This window comes from Peribacillus sp. FSL E2-0159 (genome assembly GCF_038643155.1).
GTDB classification, from domain to species: Bacteria; Bacillota; Bacilli; order Bacillales; family DSM-1321; genus Peribacillus; species Peribacillus simplex.
Genome location: NZ_CP152053.1, coordinates 1,495,331 through 1,511,513, shown reverse-complemented (window position 1 = coordinate 1,511,513; position 16,183 = coordinate 1,495,331). Strand labels below are relative to the sequence as shown.

16 protein-coding genes are annotated in these 16,183 nt (G+C 40.6%); 4 read left to right on the top strand and 12 right to left on the bottom strand.

All coding sequences use genetic code 11. The annotated features are described in order from the left end of the window. Positions 1-2 precede the first annotated feature (2 nt). On the bottom strand, positions 3-1,319 hold the full coding sequence (locus NYE63_RS07520) for an MFS transporter (protein WP_342604670.1): 1,317 nt from the start codon (positions 1,317-1,319) through the stop codon (positions 3-5). 220 nt (positions 1,320-1,539) lie between these two features. Between NYE63_RS07520 and NYE63_RS07515 the strand changes: the two genes are divergently transcribed. After that, a complete protein-coding gene (locus NYE63_RS07515; protein WP_342604669.1) occupies positions 1,540-2,361 on the top strand; it encodes a glycerophosphodiester phosphodiesterase family protein in 822 nt (273 codons plus the stop codon). Here NYE63_RS07515 and NYE63_RS07510 read toward each other — a convergent pair. Beyond that, entirely contained in the window at positions 2,327-2,752 is a 426-nt protein-coding gene (locus tag NYE63_RS07510) for a hypothetical protein (RefSeq protein ID WP_342604668.1), read from the bottom strand. The two genes, NYE63_RS07515 and NYE63_RS07510, sit on opposite strands and share 35 nt — an antisense overlap. A gap of 419 nt (positions 2,753-3,171) precedes the next feature. Between NYE63_RS07510 and NYE63_RS07505 the strand changes: the two genes are divergently transcribed. Together NYE63_RS07505 and yidC are read left to right on the top strand one after the other, a co-directional pair. After that, positions 3,172-3,459, top strand: coding sequence for a hypothetical protein (locus tag NYE63_RS07505; RefSeq protein ID WP_342604667.1), 288 nt, complete (start codon positions 3,172-3,174; stop codon positions 3,457-3,459). A gap of 28 nt (positions 3,460-3,487) precedes the next feature. Next, complete coding sequence (gene yidC / locus NYE63_RS07500) at positions 3,488-4,273, top strand: membrane protein insertase YidC (protein WP_230160119.1); 786 nt, start codon at positions 3,488-3,490, stop codon at positions 4,271-4,273. Between the two features lie 115 nt (positions 4,274-4,388). Here the strand turns inward: yidC and cphA are convergent, their stop codons facing one another. Continuing rightward, positions 4,389-7,010: a cyanophycin synthetase gene (cphA, locus tag NYE63_RS07495; protein ID WP_342604666.1), complete on the bottom strand. Its 2,622-nt coding sequence runs from the start codon at positions 7,008-7,010 to the stop codon at positions 4,389-4,391. Beyond that, positions 7,007-7,819, bottom strand: coding sequence for a cyanophycinase (locus NYE63_RS07490; protein ID WP_342604665.1), 813 nt, complete (start codon positions 7,817-7,819; stop codon positions 7,007-7,009). Before NYE63_RS07490 ends, cphA begins: the two co-directional genes overlap by 4 nt. Positions 7,820-8,003: 184 nt before the next feature. On the opposite strand from NYE63_RS07490, the gene NYE63_RS07485 reads away from it, so the two are divergent. After that, a complete protein-coding gene (locus NYE63_RS07485; RefSeq protein ID WP_342604664.1) occupies positions 8,004-8,426 on the top strand; it encodes a pyridoxamine 5'-phosphate oxidase family protein in 423 nt (140 codons plus the stop codon). Between the two features lie 136 nt (positions 8,427-8,562). Here the strand turns inward: NYE63_RS07485 and NYE63_RS07480 are convergent, their stop codons facing one another. From NYE63_RS07480 to NYE63_RS07445, 8 genes are all read right to left on the bottom strand, one after another. Further along, complete coding sequence (locus NYE63_RS07480) at positions 8,563-9,609, bottom strand: M42 family metallopeptidase (RefSeq protein WP_342604663.1); 1,047 nt, start codon at positions 9,607-9,609, stop codon at positions 8,563-8,565. 92 nt (positions 9,610-9,701) lie between these two features. Then, positions 9,702-9,839: a hypothetical protein gene (locus NYE63_RS07475; protein WP_283901668.1), complete on the bottom strand. Its 138-nt coding sequence runs from the start codon at positions 9,837-9,839 to the stop codon at positions 9,702-9,704. A gap of 31 nt (positions 9,840-9,870) precedes the next feature. Further along, positions 9,871-10,059, bottom strand: coding sequence for a hypothetical protein (locus tag NYE63_RS07470; protein ID WP_034314269.1), 189 nt, complete (start codon positions 10,057-10,059; stop codon positions 9,871-9,873). 112 nt (positions 10,060-10,171) lie between these two features. Further along, a complete protein-coding gene (gene opp4A / locus NYE63_RS07465) occupies positions 10,172-11,935 on the bottom strand; it encodes an oligopeptide ABC transporter substrate-binding protein (RefSeq protein WP_342604662.1) in 1,764 nt (587 codons plus the stop codon). A gap of 18 nt (positions 11,936-11,953) precedes the next feature. Beyond that, a complete protein-coding gene (locus NYE63_RS07460; RefSeq protein ID WP_342604661.1) occupies positions 11,954-12,859 on the bottom strand; it encodes an ABC transporter permease in 906 nt (301 codons plus the stop codon). Between the two features lie 16 nt (positions 12,860-12,875). Continuing rightward, entirely contained in the window at positions 12,876-13,841 is a 966-nt protein-coding gene (gene opp4B, locus NYE63_RS07455) for an oligopeptide ABC transporter permease (protein WP_342604660.1), read from the bottom strand. 15 nt (positions 13,842-13,856) lie between these two features. Next, a complete protein-coding gene (locus NYE63_RS07450) occupies positions 13,857-14,783 on the bottom strand; it encodes an ATP-binding cassette domain-containing protein (protein WP_053534228.1) in 927 nt (308 codons plus the stop codon). After that, positions 14,761-15,786, bottom strand: coding sequence for an ABC transporter ATP-binding protein (locus NYE63_RS07445; protein ID WP_098371216.1), 1,026 nt, complete (start codon positions 15,784-15,786; stop codon positions 14,761-14,763). Before NYE63_RS07445 ends, NYE63_RS07450 begins: the two co-directional genes overlap by 23 nt. Between the last annotated feature and the right edge of the window lie 397 nt (positions 15,787-16,183).

The window sequence follows — 16,183 nt, the reverse complement described above, 5'->3', positions numbered from 1 at the left end:
TCTTATTTCTCTTCTTCCAAGCCCCTCAATTTCAAAAGAAAGCCCAGACCTATTACCGCCATGATGATCAATGACCCTAATGCCATTCGGCTCGCCAATGTACCGAGGTCATGGAATACCAACGTTATCGTTCCATATAATAGCGGACCGATTATTGAAGAGACTTTTCCAGAGAATGCAAATAGTCCAAAAAATTGCCCCCTCTTCTCATCCGGGGTCAATTCAATGATATATGTCCGTGATGTCACCCACATCGAACCTAGCGAAATGCCGAACATACTCCCTGCGACCCAGAACCAAAGAGCGGTTTGTGCAAAGACCGCTATAAATAAAGCGACCAAGAGCAGAACTCCCACATATGTCACAGCTAGCCGCGGTCCCTTCGACTGCGTGATGTATCCAAACAGAAACGATCCGGCTATACTCGATACTGTCGATACTAAGTAAAGCAAAATGAATCCGCTTGAGGAAAATCCAACAACAGTCTTGGCATATACGGCCATCATGCCGATAGTAGTCGCAATTGCATCATTTAAAAAGAAATAAGCAATCATGAAGGTAAAAACCGATCGATAGGATTGCATCTCTTTAAATGTTGATTTAATTTCCTTATAACCGGATAAAAAAGGTTGTTTCGCTTTTTGCTGTTTTGGAGACTCTTTTAAAAAAAAGAATAAGGGAAGGGAAAAAACCAGAAATAAAATGGCTGTGGGAATAAAGGCTTCATGTGAACTCCCTTTACTTATGAATGGATAGATTGACAGGCCCACTAACGTTCCAAGGTAGCCTACCGCCACGCCAAATCCTGATATAAGCGGCAATTGCTGTTTCGTGCCTAAATCACTCATCATCGTATCATAGAAAACAAGACTCGAATGATAGAAAAACTTTGCTATCACAAATAAAAGAATGACGATCGCTAAGGAAATTGGAATGCCCAGAAGCTTTCCATCGAATGGCGCCCCTCCAAATACCCCCATTAAAAATGTACATACAACAGAAATGAGTGTGAAAATAATAATGTATTTTTTCATTTTTCCCGTTCGATCGATCATGACACCGAACAGCGGGGAAAACAAAACAAGAAACATACTGGCAATCGCATTTGCGTAAGATATGAAGGTACTGGCAATTTGGTCAAGAACGGCATTTTCCCCAATTTGTTCCTGGAGGAAGAATGGAAAGAAAATCGTATTGATATTAGAAGAAAAAATCGTATTGGCAAAATCGTAAAACGCCCAAGAGAGAATGGGCAGGGAAAAATATAAACCAAAATTCCCCTTCCATTTTTTAGACTTCGGTTTCACCTGCAATTCCATCTGCTTTCCCTCCTTATTGATACTTAAATTATATGTATTCCATACCTTTCCAATAAATCCTTTAAGTCGGGATTATAACATTGTGTAAAACATGATTTTTTCCCGCCTAACATGTAAAATTATGAAAGGAGGCTGTCCTGCTAACTTCTTTATCTTCTTTTAAGTTTGGGTAAAGGATATCAAAGAGTTTTAATTAATGTGCCTAATAGGAGTGTGAAAGATGATTGCATTTTTTCTTATTATCTTGATAACCATACTTGTCCTGTTCGCTATCTATTCTAAAAGATCCAAGAGTGATTTCCCTGAGAGCTTCATAACGCAGCATTCCCCCCTTAAAATTGGACATCGCGGTGCATCTGGATATTGCCCCGAGAATACAATGGCATCTTATAATAAAGCAATTGAATTGGGAGCAGATTTCCTTGAAGTGGATATCAATCTTAGTAAAGATGATGTACTTGTGGTTCTTCATGATCCCACTCTGGATCGAACCACGAACGGCAAAGGGAACATCCGTGATTACACGGCTGCCGAATTAAAGGAACTTGATGCAGGAAGCTGGTATCATTCTCGCTATAAAAACGAAAAGATTCCTTTACTAAGTGAGGTATTGGAGAATTTCGGGTCTGAAGTTGGAATCTTAATCGAATTAAAACATCCATCTTCTTATCCCGGCATTGAACAGAAACTTGCAGAAGAATTAGGAAAATTCCAAGAATATTCAACCAGTAAAAGTAGGATAATGGTTCATTCGTTCGATATGGAATCCATGAAAAGGTTTCATCAATTAATGCCGGATATACCAGTGGGCGTTTTGATAAAACGGCGGATTAATGACCAAAAATTAAAAGAGATTGCCGAGTTTGCATCATTTTTAAATCCAAAGCAAACGATTTTGAGTACGAAGCTGCAAATGCAAATCCAAAAGCATGGGATGAAAGTATATACATGGACCGTCAACAATAAAAAACAAATACGCATGTTCAAAAAGATGCAGTTGGATGGTATCATTTCCGATTTTCCTGATTATTTTTCGGATTGAAACTTTGAAAAAACAATCCGCCAATGCGGATTGTTTTTTTAATAACATTGAAATGATTGTATCTCATGCGCGTCCGTTCCATAATAAGCCCATCGCTGTTGACTTCGTCTCCATCGATACCCCGCCACTGAATTATAGCCGACATATGTGGGGTAAAACCAAAATGAACGGCCATTTTAAGCCAAACATTCGTATTTTGGTATAAACACCCTTTCATTGAACCAGCGTCATAAGCCTTAAACATTCCATCTTGAAGTTGTGGAATAAATAAAGGCGGAGCTATATGTGGCGGGCCTCCTCCGTGCGGCGGCCGTGGCGGCGGCTGGCCCCCCTCCGTAGGATGGACCAGGCGGTCCAGGCGGAGTTCTTTCATCCTTTTGCCGATTTTCAAATGGATATAGCGCTGCCGGGAAATCATTATTCATGTTTGGGTGATATGCATTTTGAAATTATTTTCAGTACCATTATTGTGGTTCTTTTGATTGAATGAATCGTAGGGTTTCATACCTTTTCACCTCATAATTGAACTTCCTTTTATCCGTATGTAGACGAATGACCATTTGTGCAACCTCTTAAATACTCGAATCTGGTTTCTACTTGACCTTTAACGTCAAATTAATTCACCAGAAAATATTCCCTGTTTATTTTTTGAAAATATCCCTATATTTTTTAGCTTTCTTGTACTAGAATTTGATATAGTGTTCTTAATGATTTAAACTCAATAAGGTCAAAAGTCATTTCAGGCCCTAAATCATTTTTGGAGGCCAAATTTTCTTATCTTAGAAATCTTAGAAAAAACGAGGGATTCCTATGTGGGAATTATTATTAGAATTCGATTATCAGACCGTTCGCCATGCGGTATGGGCAGGTTACTTATTTACCTTTGTCTTTCCACTGGCTGCGTTTTACTTCTTAAATAAAAAGCAATCGCTCTTGAACGACAAATATCAAGCTTCCGTTCATACAGATAAAAGTAAATCCCCTGTTCATGCAGGCAGCATTTTTGACTGGCGCGGTGCACAGCGCTTTTTCACATTTATCCGGCAAAAGGATTCACCAGATGATTCCGATGAGCCAAGCCTCCTTTTCGTTGTTTAACCACTAACAATTCGAGGAGGAAATTATATTGAAGAAGAAAAACATGTTTCTAATTGCCGTCCTATTTCTGGCAACGACCCTTTTAACAGGATGCTCAGCAGCTACGAGCGGTCCATTTCATACTGCATTGGTTAACCCCATGACAAAAATGCTAGAATTTAATGCTGATTTATTTAATGGCAACTATGGATTAAGCATCATCATGATGACATTTTTGATTCGCCTTGTCTTGCTTCCACTGACAGCCAAGCAATATAAAACACAGCTTAGCATGAAAACGAAGATGAATGGGCTGAAACCGGAAATGTCTGCAATCCAGCAGAAAATCAAAGAGACGAAAGATCCGGCTAAACAAAAAGCCCTTCAACAGGAAATGATGCAGCTTTACCAAAAACATGGAGTCAATCCGCTAAACATGGGCTGTCTGCCGCTTTTAATTCAAATGCCGATTCTAATGGGCTTTTATTATGCGATTCAAGGTTCCCATGAAATTGCGACCCATAGTTTCCTTTGGTACAGCCTTGGCCAGCCGGATATTGCCATGGCAATTATCGCTGGTGTCATCTATTACTTCCAATCGGTCATTTCCATGAGACAAATGCCGGAAGAACAGCAGAAACAAATGAAGATGATGAGTCTGCTCTCACCAGCAATGATTTTATTCATTTCTTTCTCCGCTCCTGCTGCATTGCCACTGTATTGGTCAATCGGAGGTTTATTCATGATTGTTCAGTCAATCGTACTTCAGCGGGTATATAAAAAGGACCATGCCACTGTCCCTGCTGCGAATGAAACAGTTATGAAAAAAAGCTAATCCATTTGGATTAGCTTTTTTTCTTACAGTTACTTTCCACTTCACTGAAATTTCGCGCGTAATTGCTTGCCTTGATGGACAGTGAAGGGATTTTCAGGGCGAAATGCACTTTGTTTTATTTCTTCGGCAATGGATTTGTTGAAACCTTTTCGAAAAACCTCTCTACATATTCGAAATCCGTGTAAAAGAACAATAATAGGTCACCCGGTTGTGATGTTTCCCAGGCTTTTACGAATGCGTCCAATTCATTAGGTTCGATGAATGTCCGATCTTTATGTAACCCAGCTTCTACGGCAGCTTCCTGAAGCAGCCCGGCTACTTCGAACGGTTCCCTTCCCCGCAAATCATCGTCTTCTTTAATGATGAACAGATCAGAATTCATAGCCGCCACCTTGGAGAGCCTGATAAGCTCTTCATCAATACGGTCACCCGGTCCTGCCAAAACAGTGATAAGCCGATTTTTGTTATAGGCACTGACTGTTTCGAATATGGCCTTCAATCCTGCTTCATTATGGGCATAGTCGATGATGATCGTACGCTCTTTCAACTTTTTTAAATTGAAACGTCCTTTGGACAAATTTGTATCAGGCATAAATGTAGCAGCCTTCCTTCTTAGTTCTTCCATGGAAATGCCTTGTGTTTCGGCTGCGGCTAACGCCTGAAGTAAATTGGCGATATTATGACGTGCCATGCCGGAAATCGTTATTGGAATTATAGTGCAATCCATAAATTGATGGATGACACCATCAGATGAATGACAAATCACGCCTTGTTCATTGACGTACCAAACTTTACATCCCCCATTTATCGCAGCCTTCACGTGAGGCTGGGTGGCATCAGTAGAGGTATAAATGACTTCCCCATCTGTATAAGCGTTCATGGCAGCTACATTCGGATCATCTGCATTCAGCACACAATAGCCTGTTTTCATTACGACTTCGGCTACCAGCCTCTTTAATTTTATGAGATCATCCAATGTATCGATTCCATCACGGCCGAGGTGATCCTCACTTACATTGGTAATGATCCCCACATCACATTTACGAAAAGCCAGACCTTCACGCAGAATCCCACCCCGGGCCGTTTCCAATACGGCTACATCAACTTCAGGATGGGCCAATACCATTCTTGCACTGATCGGGCCACTGCAGTCACCTATATTCAATACCTCATCTCCGATATATACTCCATCAGAATTTGTCATACCCACCTTTGTTTTTTCATTAGTAAGAAAATAATGAACCAACCGGGTCGTTGTTGTCTTTCCATTTGTACCGGTCACTGCGATGATCGGTATAGCCGCCTCTTCCCGGGTCGGAAATAAATAATCGACAATGGCCTTGCCTACATCCCTTTTTTTCCCTTCACTCGGATAATGATGCATTCGAATTCCCGGTGCAGCATTCACTTCAATAATCGCAGTCTTTGAATGTTCGATTGGTTTTGATATATCCTCACAGATAAAATCTATTCCGGCTATATCCAAACCGATCGCTTTCGCGGCAGCTACAGTCATATTCTTAATGGTGGGATGAACCTGGTCCGTTACATCGATTGCCTTTCCACCAGTCGAAAGATTTGCATTGCCCACAACTTGAACCAATTCCCCTTGATTCGGAATGGTATCGAGCGTCCGATTCGATTTTTCCAAGTAACACGTCACGGTATGTGTAAGTGGGATTTTGGACATCGGCTTTTCATGACCTTCTCCCCGCAAATCATTACTATTTTCCTTTTCTATCAAACTGCGTATCGATTCCTTACCGTTGCCAATAACATAGGGAGGAAGCCTCAAACTAGCGGCGATAAGTTCTCCGTTAACTATCAGTAACCGATAATCATGTCCTTCAATATGCCGTTCGACAATGTACTTCTCCACATGCGACTCCAAACAATTGATTACATTGAATAGTTCATCCTTATTTTTGATATGGGTGATGACACCCTGCCCCTGTCTCCCATTATACGGTTTTATGACCAGTGGAAAACCCAGCCTGTCCGCCGAGGCAAAGATTTCTTCAATGGAATGGGCAACTTCCCCTTCAGGTACAGGGAGACCACATCCTCTTAAAATTGATTTGGTCAATGATTTGTCACATGAATTCTCAACGGCAATATTCGAAGTCTGGCTAGAAATTGTCGCCTGTACATACTTCTGCCTTGTACCGGTTCCTAAACGTAGTAAGCTTTCATCACCCATTCGCTCGACAGGGATACCTTTTGCTTGTGCTGCCCTAAAAATGGCTTCGGTACTTGGCCCCAGTTTATTTTTATAATATAACTGCTCTATTTGTTTTACATAAGATTGTACATTTATAAATTTTTCACCATTCAGGATGGCTTCCACGATATCTTTTGCTGCTAAAAAAGCTTGAAGACCTGAGTGAGGCTCCTGATAGTCATAGGTAACATAATAAAAACCCTTCTTTTCCATCATTATCGTTTTACCACGAATGGCTTCGATTCCGGCCAAATTTTGAAGCTCAATCGTTATATGCTCCAATATATGTCCCATCCATGTTCCTTTTCTCAGCCTTTCTGCGAAACCGCCTCGATACCCTTTTGAACATGTATGGCTTCCCAAGTTCGGGAGCGCCTTTAACAATTTTTCATTGAATCCAGGTATTGAATCAGATGGTTTCTGTTCCAGTTCCCCTATATCCAGTTCAATGCAAATCGTAGGTGTATAAGCAAAATAATTAGGTCCTTTTAAATAACGGACTCGATTGATCATCATTGTTGGATCCCCTTTTTCATCAACAATTTCCTGGTAAGCAGGTCAAAGCGGTATCCCCTGGTTAGTGCATGAAGGTTAAATCCCGAAAGAGTCAACTCTTCACTGCCATTATCAGAAGTTGTGATATTGATATAATCACTGGAGCTGCCATCAAGAACCAATACTTGATGTTGGCCAACTACTTCAAAAAGTCCGTCTTTAACTAAAATTGCTGTATTTTCATCAATGCCAATACCCATAATTTCTCTATTGCCTGCTATCGCACTTAACAGACGGTCAAAGCGACCACGTTGGGAAAAATGTTGATCGATTATCAGGCCGTCCAGGAAGCCGAAACCTACCCCAATTTCAACCTTTAACTTATTGTCATTCAGCATCGTGTCAGCAGCAACGATCATATGCTTACCTAAAATGGAAGCGCCAGCACTTGTCCCTGCTATCACCATTCCTTTATGCCAAGCTTTAGAAAGGGCATCGTGGAATTTGGTTTTTCCAATCACTTCAGACAATCGGCCTTGGTTTCCCCCTGAAATGAAGATAGCTGAAAAAGATGTCAGCTGTTCACAAATTGCCGGATCGTCTGCATCCTGCCTTGAATCTAGCTTGATCACTTCCACCCTGTCCACGCCTAATTCCCTGAAAACCTTTATATACTCTGTACTCACTTCCTCAGGAATTTCACTCGCTGTAGGCAATATTCCTATTCCGCCATCACTATGGGTTGCAAGCTCGACAAATTTATTTAATACTTCACCTTCAAGGCACTTATCCTCTGCCCCGCCAATGATAAGTAATTCACCACAATTCATTAATCATACTCACCTTTACAAATGGATTAACATCATGAAATTGCTCTAAACAAAACACATAATGACTAGTATGGCAACTTCTTTCAGTCTTCATTCATAAAAATGGTAAACTGCAGAATTTTGTTTAACTTAATGAAAAAAGAGGAAAAGTAATAGAGTAAAAAAATAAAAGGAGTGTGTAAAAATGAGCCAAAACCAAATAAAAGAAAAAGTATTGAACATCATCCGTGATTATAAAATAGGAGTTTTATCTACAGTTGAAAACAACAAACCACATTCACGCTATATGACATTTTTTAACGATGAATTAACTTTATACACACCAACGAGCGGAAAGACGGAAAAAATTGATGAAATTGAAAAGAATCCTAATGTTCATATCCTGATCGGCTATGATAATGAGGGATTAGGCGATTCTTACCTGGAAATCTCAGGTACCTCGAAAATAAACGATTCGCAGGAACTGAAAGATAAATTATGGAATGAATCATTTGAAGATTGGTTCGAAGGTCCGAAAGATCCAAATTATATACTCCTGCAGATTAAGCCGGAAAGCATCCGGTTGATGAATAACAATGGTGAACCTCCACAAGAATTATCATTATAAATTATTATTTGTCATTCACGAGTAAATTTACCAAATTCACGAGTATTATGCTAAACTCACGACTATAATAAAAATATTGCTAAAAAACCATTAAAAGCCCGCACTCATATAATATGAGTGCGGGCTTTTTTAACATTTACACCAACTCTGATTGGATATAATGTAAAATCAGATTGGCTGTATGTTTTAATGAAGAGACATGTGTCCGCTCGAAGGCATGTGAAGCATCGATCCCAGGTCCGATCAGACCATGTACGACATCATATCCTGCCCGGATCGCAGCGGAAGCGTCCGATCCATAATATGGATAAATATCGACACGGTAGTCGACAGCATTTGCTTGGGCAAGTGAGACTAGATGCTGACGTAATTTATAATGATAAGGACCTGAAGAGTCTTTTGCGCAAATGGAAACGCTGAATTCATCCGTCGATTGTCCATCACCAATCGCGCCCATATCGACAGCTAGATATTCGACTGTGTTCTCAGGGATATTGGAATTACCGCCATAGCCAATTTCTTCATTGTTTGAAATCAGGAAATGGGTCGTATATGCCAATTTTATCTTTCCTGCGGAAATGAGGTCAATGATATGAAGGAGGATGCCAACGCTCGCTTTATCATCCAAGTGCCTTGATTTCAAAAAGCCTGTATCCGTCACTTCCACTCTCGGTTCAAAGGAGACAAAATCTCCAACAGAAATGCCAATGGCCTCCGTTTCCGCTTTAGTTTTCACGACAGCATCTATCCGGACCTCAATTGTCTCATCATCACGCTTGGCATCCCCTGCATTTTTATATACGTGGACAGAGGTTTGATTGATTAAAATGGTCCCGGTGATAATTGCTCCGTCAGCTGTATGGATTTTACAATACTCCCCTTCCACTGAGTTCCATCGAAAACCGCCGATCATTGTCAATTTAAGGCGGCCATTCGCCTTGATTTCCTTTACCATGGCTCCCAGAGTATCGACATGGGCAGTCAGCAAACGATGTTTGCCATCATCTTCGCCTTTTAATGAAGCAAGCAATGCCCCTTTATTTGTGATCTTGTAAGGAACCTTCCTCTGCTCCATGAAATCGGCCGCGTATTTGATGGCTTGCTCTGTATAGCCGGAGGGGCTAGGTATGGACACCAATTCTTTTATGTAAGATACGATTTCTTTTTCTTCGATCACACTCATGCATATCTCTCCTTTCCTCTTTGTTCATTATATCTTTTCATGGCAACATTTAACATATTAAAAGACCGCCAAAAGACGGTCCTTTAATCGATTTAACTCATATGGGCCAGGACAGGCAAGATGGCCATAACTAACGTTGAAATGCCATATAACGCAAAATTCTCCATATTCACTTTTCTTTTCCACTTATCGCGCCATACTTTGTATCTGCTCATATCTTCGTTCCCCATAAAAAAACCTCCTTCATGATGAAAGTTCAACTTACTTCAACTGTCTTTGTTTGTTGGACATTTCCTTCATATATTCCAAGAAGGCAATTCTCTTTTCGTCTGGATAGGCTACAATGTCAGCAATGATTTCCTCTTCAAGAGGTTTCAGTAAACGGCCAACCGATTCAGTAAACAATATTTCTAACTCTCGCTTTGTTTCATTAGGATTTCTCACTTCCATTAATATCACCCTTCCAATTACTTACTATTATCTATATAGCCTTTATCCACTTCATTGAAACGCAAAAAAATCGACCGCCCATAAAGGCGGCCGATTGGATTCAGCCATTAAATTATTTCGTTACACCTACATTATGCCACTGATATTGGCGGCCTGCGAGGTAATCATAACCTGTAACGCGTTCATTCACTCCAGCCAATTGATAACGGAATAATGTTGGAATGACCGGTACCTCTTCATGAATCAATTCTTGCCACTCATTATACGTATCGATCCGATATTGATCATCAAAGGCTTCCTCTGAAATCCCTTTAGCAAGAAGCTCATCATTTTTTTCATTCACCCAGCGGGTATAGTTAAATTCTGCAGACCTTGACCATATTCCTGATGGATCAGGATCGGATGCGACACCCCATGCAGCTGAATAAACATCAACTTCGTCATTATCCTTTTTCAGCAGGTCGTAGAATGAATTGAACTCATGAAGCCTTCCATCCTGCAATTCGACGTCCAGGCCTACTTGTTCCCATTGTTGGATATAATATTTTGCTAGTGGCTCAGAAACATCCGAACCGCTCATGGAAGCAAAATTGATCTTGAACTCTTTTCCATCCACATCTTCACGAATGCCATCATTATTCGTATCTACAAATCCTGCTTCATCCAAAAGTTTTTTAGCCTTTTCAGGATTATATTCATATGGTTTTACATCTTTATTGTTATATTTAAAGTTCGGTGTAATGACCGAATTGGCAGGGAAACGAAGGCCCTTGAACATCTTTTCGCCAACTTCTTCATTATTGATGGCATATGCCATCGCCTGACGAAGGCGTTTGTCTTCGAATTTAGGATTTTCATCCATAACATTTTCTTCTTTTTCCTTATCATAATGGCCGAAGTTGAAGCCAATATAGGAATAAGCCAATTCAACTTTCCCCAATAATTCGACATTGTCCAATTCCTTGGCCTGTTCATATTGTTCAGCCAAGACCTCCGCTACATCGAGGTCACCATTTTCAAGTGACTTAACGACAACAGACGGATTCACGACTTTTAATGTGACACTGTCCAATTTAGGTGCACCGCGGTAATAATCTTTATTCGCTTCGAATTCGACCGCTTCCCCTTGAACGATTTTCTTCACTTTAAATGGTCCAAAACCGATCGGGTTTTTACGGATTTTATCCGAAGATTCCAACTCTGCAATCGGAACATCTTTTAAGTATTCTTTATGAAGCGGATATGTCCATAATCCAGTCGTGACGGAAGGATTCGCTTTTTTGAAAGTGAAAGTGATTTTCTTGTCATCCACTTTAATGCCTGAAATCTTATCCGCTTTCCCTTCATGATACTCTTCCATACCCTCGATTAAAGCCATTTGTTCATCATAGCGTACACCTTTGTAATCTTTGCTTCCCATGACAAGATATGCATATTCTAAATCAGCACCTGTCACAGGTTTTCCATCTTGCCAATTAACATTATCTTTTATTGTAAGTGTTACCGTTTTATTATCGTCTGATATTTCATAAGAAGCAGCACCGTCATTTGTGAAAACATAGTTTTCGTCTGTATCCAGTAAATCTTCATCAAAGAATGTGATAACTTGGTTATCGGGTTCGCCTTGATAGAAAACTTTGTTTAATATCCCTTCAAACGGGGTATCGGATACCAATCCATATGTTAGATGGCCGCCTTCAATGGGCTCTCCTTGATTAGTCGTCTTTGTCGGGAATTTAGAGGTATCGACCTGTTCGACATCTTTCCCCTTTTTCTCTTTCGTTGACGATTTCTCCGTATCATTCGAACATGCAGCAAGCAGTAGAGACGAAATGGCCAATGCACTTAATACCTTACTGTAGCTTTTGATTTTCATATCATACACTCCCCTTTTTTATCCTCTTCTTTGTCTTGCATCGGCGGCGCGTTTTAACGCTTGACCAACGAAATTTATACTCAGCATCAACACTAAAATCATGAGTGATGCGGGTACCCATATCCACCACTTGTTTTCCAGAACATCTGGATTACGAGCATAACTGATGAGCGTCCCTAAACTAGGTGTGCTCTCCGGAAGACCGAACCCTAAGAAAGTCAAACTGGATTCTAAGCCAATATTGCCAGCAAGGTTCAAAATGAAGTTAACGATGATCAGTGAACTGACATTGGGCAGAAGCTGAAACAGGATGATTTTCCAATGTGGCGTCCCGAGTGTTTGTGAGGCGTGGATATAATCCAGCTCACGCTCTGACAAAGCCTTTGAACGAATCAGCCTTGCCTTACCTGTCCATAAAAACATCGTCATGATTAAAATGAAAACATATACATTGAAGATCGGTACAATCGTGACTACAACGATGATGAACATCATTTGCGGTAGGGCAATTACGAAATCGATAATCCGCATGATCACATTATCGGTTGCCCCGCCAAAGTAGCCAGCAAGAAGTCCTAATGATAAACCGATGATGGCCGTGAATAAGGTAATGAATAAGCTGATTGTGAATGAATTTCTGGTACCCACTATCAATTGTGCAAATACATCCCGGCCACCATAATCGGTTCCAAGCCAATAGTCTGAAGATGGTTCCATATAAATGGAGAGAAAATCTACCTTGGCTATTTCCTTGGCGTCCATGAAGAACGACGCACCGTAAACAAAAAGCAATATGGCTGCTAATATAAACAATGAGCCCATGGCAAGTTTATCCTTTTTGATTTCCTGCCAGATGATTTTGATTCCTGAAGGGCTCACATCGTTAACTTGTATGTTCTTTCCGGTTTCTACTTTCATTTCCATACGACTCACCCCGCTCCTATTCTATCCGTATGCGCGGATCGACCGCACTAAGTATGATGTCCGAAAGAAGAGTGCCAAGCAGAGTGGCAAATCCCGTCATCATGACAATGGCCGTGACAACGCTGAAATCCCGCAGACTGACTGAACTAAGGAAAAGCTGCCCCAGTCCCGGATAACTAAAAATGGTCTCGATTATGACCGCGCCGCCGATTAATCCAGTAATTTCATAACCTAAGAATGCCGCTATCGGTAAAAAGGAATTTCTCAGGATATGCCGTGAATATACTTTTGATTCAGGTACTCCCTTCGAACGCGCTGTCCTTACGAAATCCTTGATTTTATTATCGATGATTTCATTTCGCAAATATTGGATCGTACTTGTTGTTGCAATTAAAGCTGTACTTAAAGCTGGTAAAATCAAATGATTGATCTTGCTTACAACATAGGCGAATGTACCTTCATCCACTTTTGAATCGACACTGCCGCCAGAAGGGAACCAATCCAGGGCAAATCCGAAAACGAATAACATGATTAAAGCAAAAATGAAAATCGGCGTGCCAAACCCTAAATAGCTATAACCCGTAACGGTTTTATCCACCCAGGTATCGTTATACCTTCCGCTAAGTATGCCTAATGGAATAGCAAGCATATATGTAAAGATCAGCGTGACCAACGCCAGGAACACCGTGTTCCAAAGCCTGTCTTCGATCACATCCATAACGGGCGTCTTATGTGTATAGGAAATACCGAAATCCCCCTGTACTGCATTGGATGCCCACCTTATATATTGTTGGTACCAAGGGTCATTCAAACCCAGCTCTTCCCTGATCCTATCAAGTTCGGCTGGATTGGCCCTAGGGTTGATTTCCTGGCCTGAAAGTGCATCTCCCGGCATTGCTTTTGCCATCATGAAAACGATGATGCTCAATAAAAAGAGCTGCGGGATCATTACTACTAATCGTCTTAGAATAAATTTCCACATATTCCTTCCACCTCCTTATTGTAATGCGACTCTATGTGTCGATGAGATTGGCTTCAAATCGTAAGCACGTCCATTCTCATCGAAATATTTTGAGTAGGTAGACTCATATTCTGAGGTGAGTTTTTTTCTAAGCTGCACTTTATCTTCGCGAACTTCCGGCTCTAAATCAGGAATGGCGGCAATCAGGCGCTTTGTGTATATGTGTTGGGGATTTTCATAGATTTCCTCGCTTTTGCCTTCCTCTACCAATCTACCGCGATACATAACCCCCATCCGGTCACACATATGCCGAATCACGCCTAAATCATGCCCGACAAATAAATAAGTCAAATTGAACTCCTGTTGGAGATCCTGAAGAAAATTCAATACCTGTGCCTGAACGGAAACATCCAATGCTGACACCGGTTCATCCGCAATGATCAGTTTAGGTTTCAATGTCAATGATCGGGCAATTCCAATCCGCTGGCGCTGCCCCCCTGAAAATTCATGAGGATACTTGTGAATCGATTCAGGACTCAGTCCGACTTTGTCCAAGAAGTCCTGTACGATTTTCTTTTCCTCTGAAGGGGATAACCGTTCGAAGTTCCTCAGCGGTTCGGCAATGATGTCCAGTACCCTCTTCTTCGGATTCAATGATGAATACGGATCTTGAAAAATCATTTGGATATCTTTTCTGAATGGTTTAATTTCTCTTCTACTTAGAGATGCTAAATCCCTGCCTTCAAACAGGATTTGTCCGGATGTCACCTCATTCAGTTTGACCACTGCCTTGCCTGTCGTGGACTTGCCGCTTCCGGATTCACCGACCAAACCATATGTTTCCCCTTGCTGCAATTCAAAGGAAACACCGTCCACGGCCTTTACGTGATCGACTACCCTTCGAAAAAAACCGCCCCTTATCGGAAAATGCACTTTGAGATTATCTAATTTGAGTAATGTCATTGGCCGATGCATCTCCTTCAGCTTGAAAATAAAATTCTTTATAGCAGGTACAACGCACAAAATGATCGTTACCCACATCGTGAAGCCGGGGTGTCTCTTCATGCGCATGTTTAGGTATCCAAGGAATCCTATCTTGGAAGCGACATCCTATCCGATCCATTTTCGCTATCGATGGAACGATTCCTTCGATAACGTGCAAACGATTTTTCTCGTTTGCAGCAGAAGGAATCGAATTTAATAACGACCTCGTATATGGATGCAGCGGATTGTTGAATATCTCTTTAACACTTCCCGTTTCCACTACCTGACCTGCATACATGACAACGATCCTGTCTGCGACCTCTGCTACGACGCTCAGATCATGTGTAATTAAGATGATCCCCATTTTTGTCCTGCTCTGGATATCTTTCAGCAGATCAAGTATTTGCGCTTGAATCGTAACATCCAGTGCCGTCGTGGGTTCATCGGCGATGACCAGTGCAGGATTGCAAGCAATGGCAATCGAGATCATTGCCCTTTGGCGCATTCCGCCCGAGAGCTCATGCGGATATTGCTTGTACGTCCGTTCAGGGTATGGAATTCCCACTTGTGTCAAAAGTTCGATCGTCCTGTTCTTTTTTTCAGCACTGGAGAGTTCAGTATGGTAATCAAGATTCTCCTCGATCTGCTTTCCTATGGTCATGAGCGGGTTCAAAGCCGTTAAAGGTTCCTGGAATATCATACCCAATTCCTTACCCCGGACTTTATTCATTTGTACATCATTCAACTTTAGTAGATTTTGACCTTTATAATTGATGTTTCCTTCGGATTTCGTTCTCTGCTTATTATGTAATTGAATGATAGATAAGGCCAATGCACTCTTTCCACAACCTGATTCTCCAACAACTGCTACAATTTCATTTTCATTCACCGTAAACGAAACATCATCTACCGCTGCATGATATTTGTTGCCGATTCGAAATGAGGTAGTTAGGTTCTCTATTTGCAAAATAGCTTTCTTCATCCTTGCTCCCCCTAAACTATTTTATCGGGAAAATAATTAATCTTCTGATAATTATTTAAAATTTTAATCAATTTTTTACAATTATACAATAGTTTTTATAGAAAATAATCACATTTTTTTCATTTTTTATAACTTTAGGAATAATTTTCTGCAATAAAAAATCGTTTCCTTTATAACTGTTATACAGTAAAGTTTTGAAGTCCGATTAATTGCGTAGGACCAATAATTTTATATTTTATTATTTCGAGATAACTATTTTAAAGTTCATACCTATTTATTGACCTTGTCATTTTACGTACCGCAGAATGGTTCCGATTGAAGTATTTTAATATTTCAGAAAAATTAGTATATTTGTAAGAATATCATAAAAAAGGTAATTATTTCATATATATTTCAA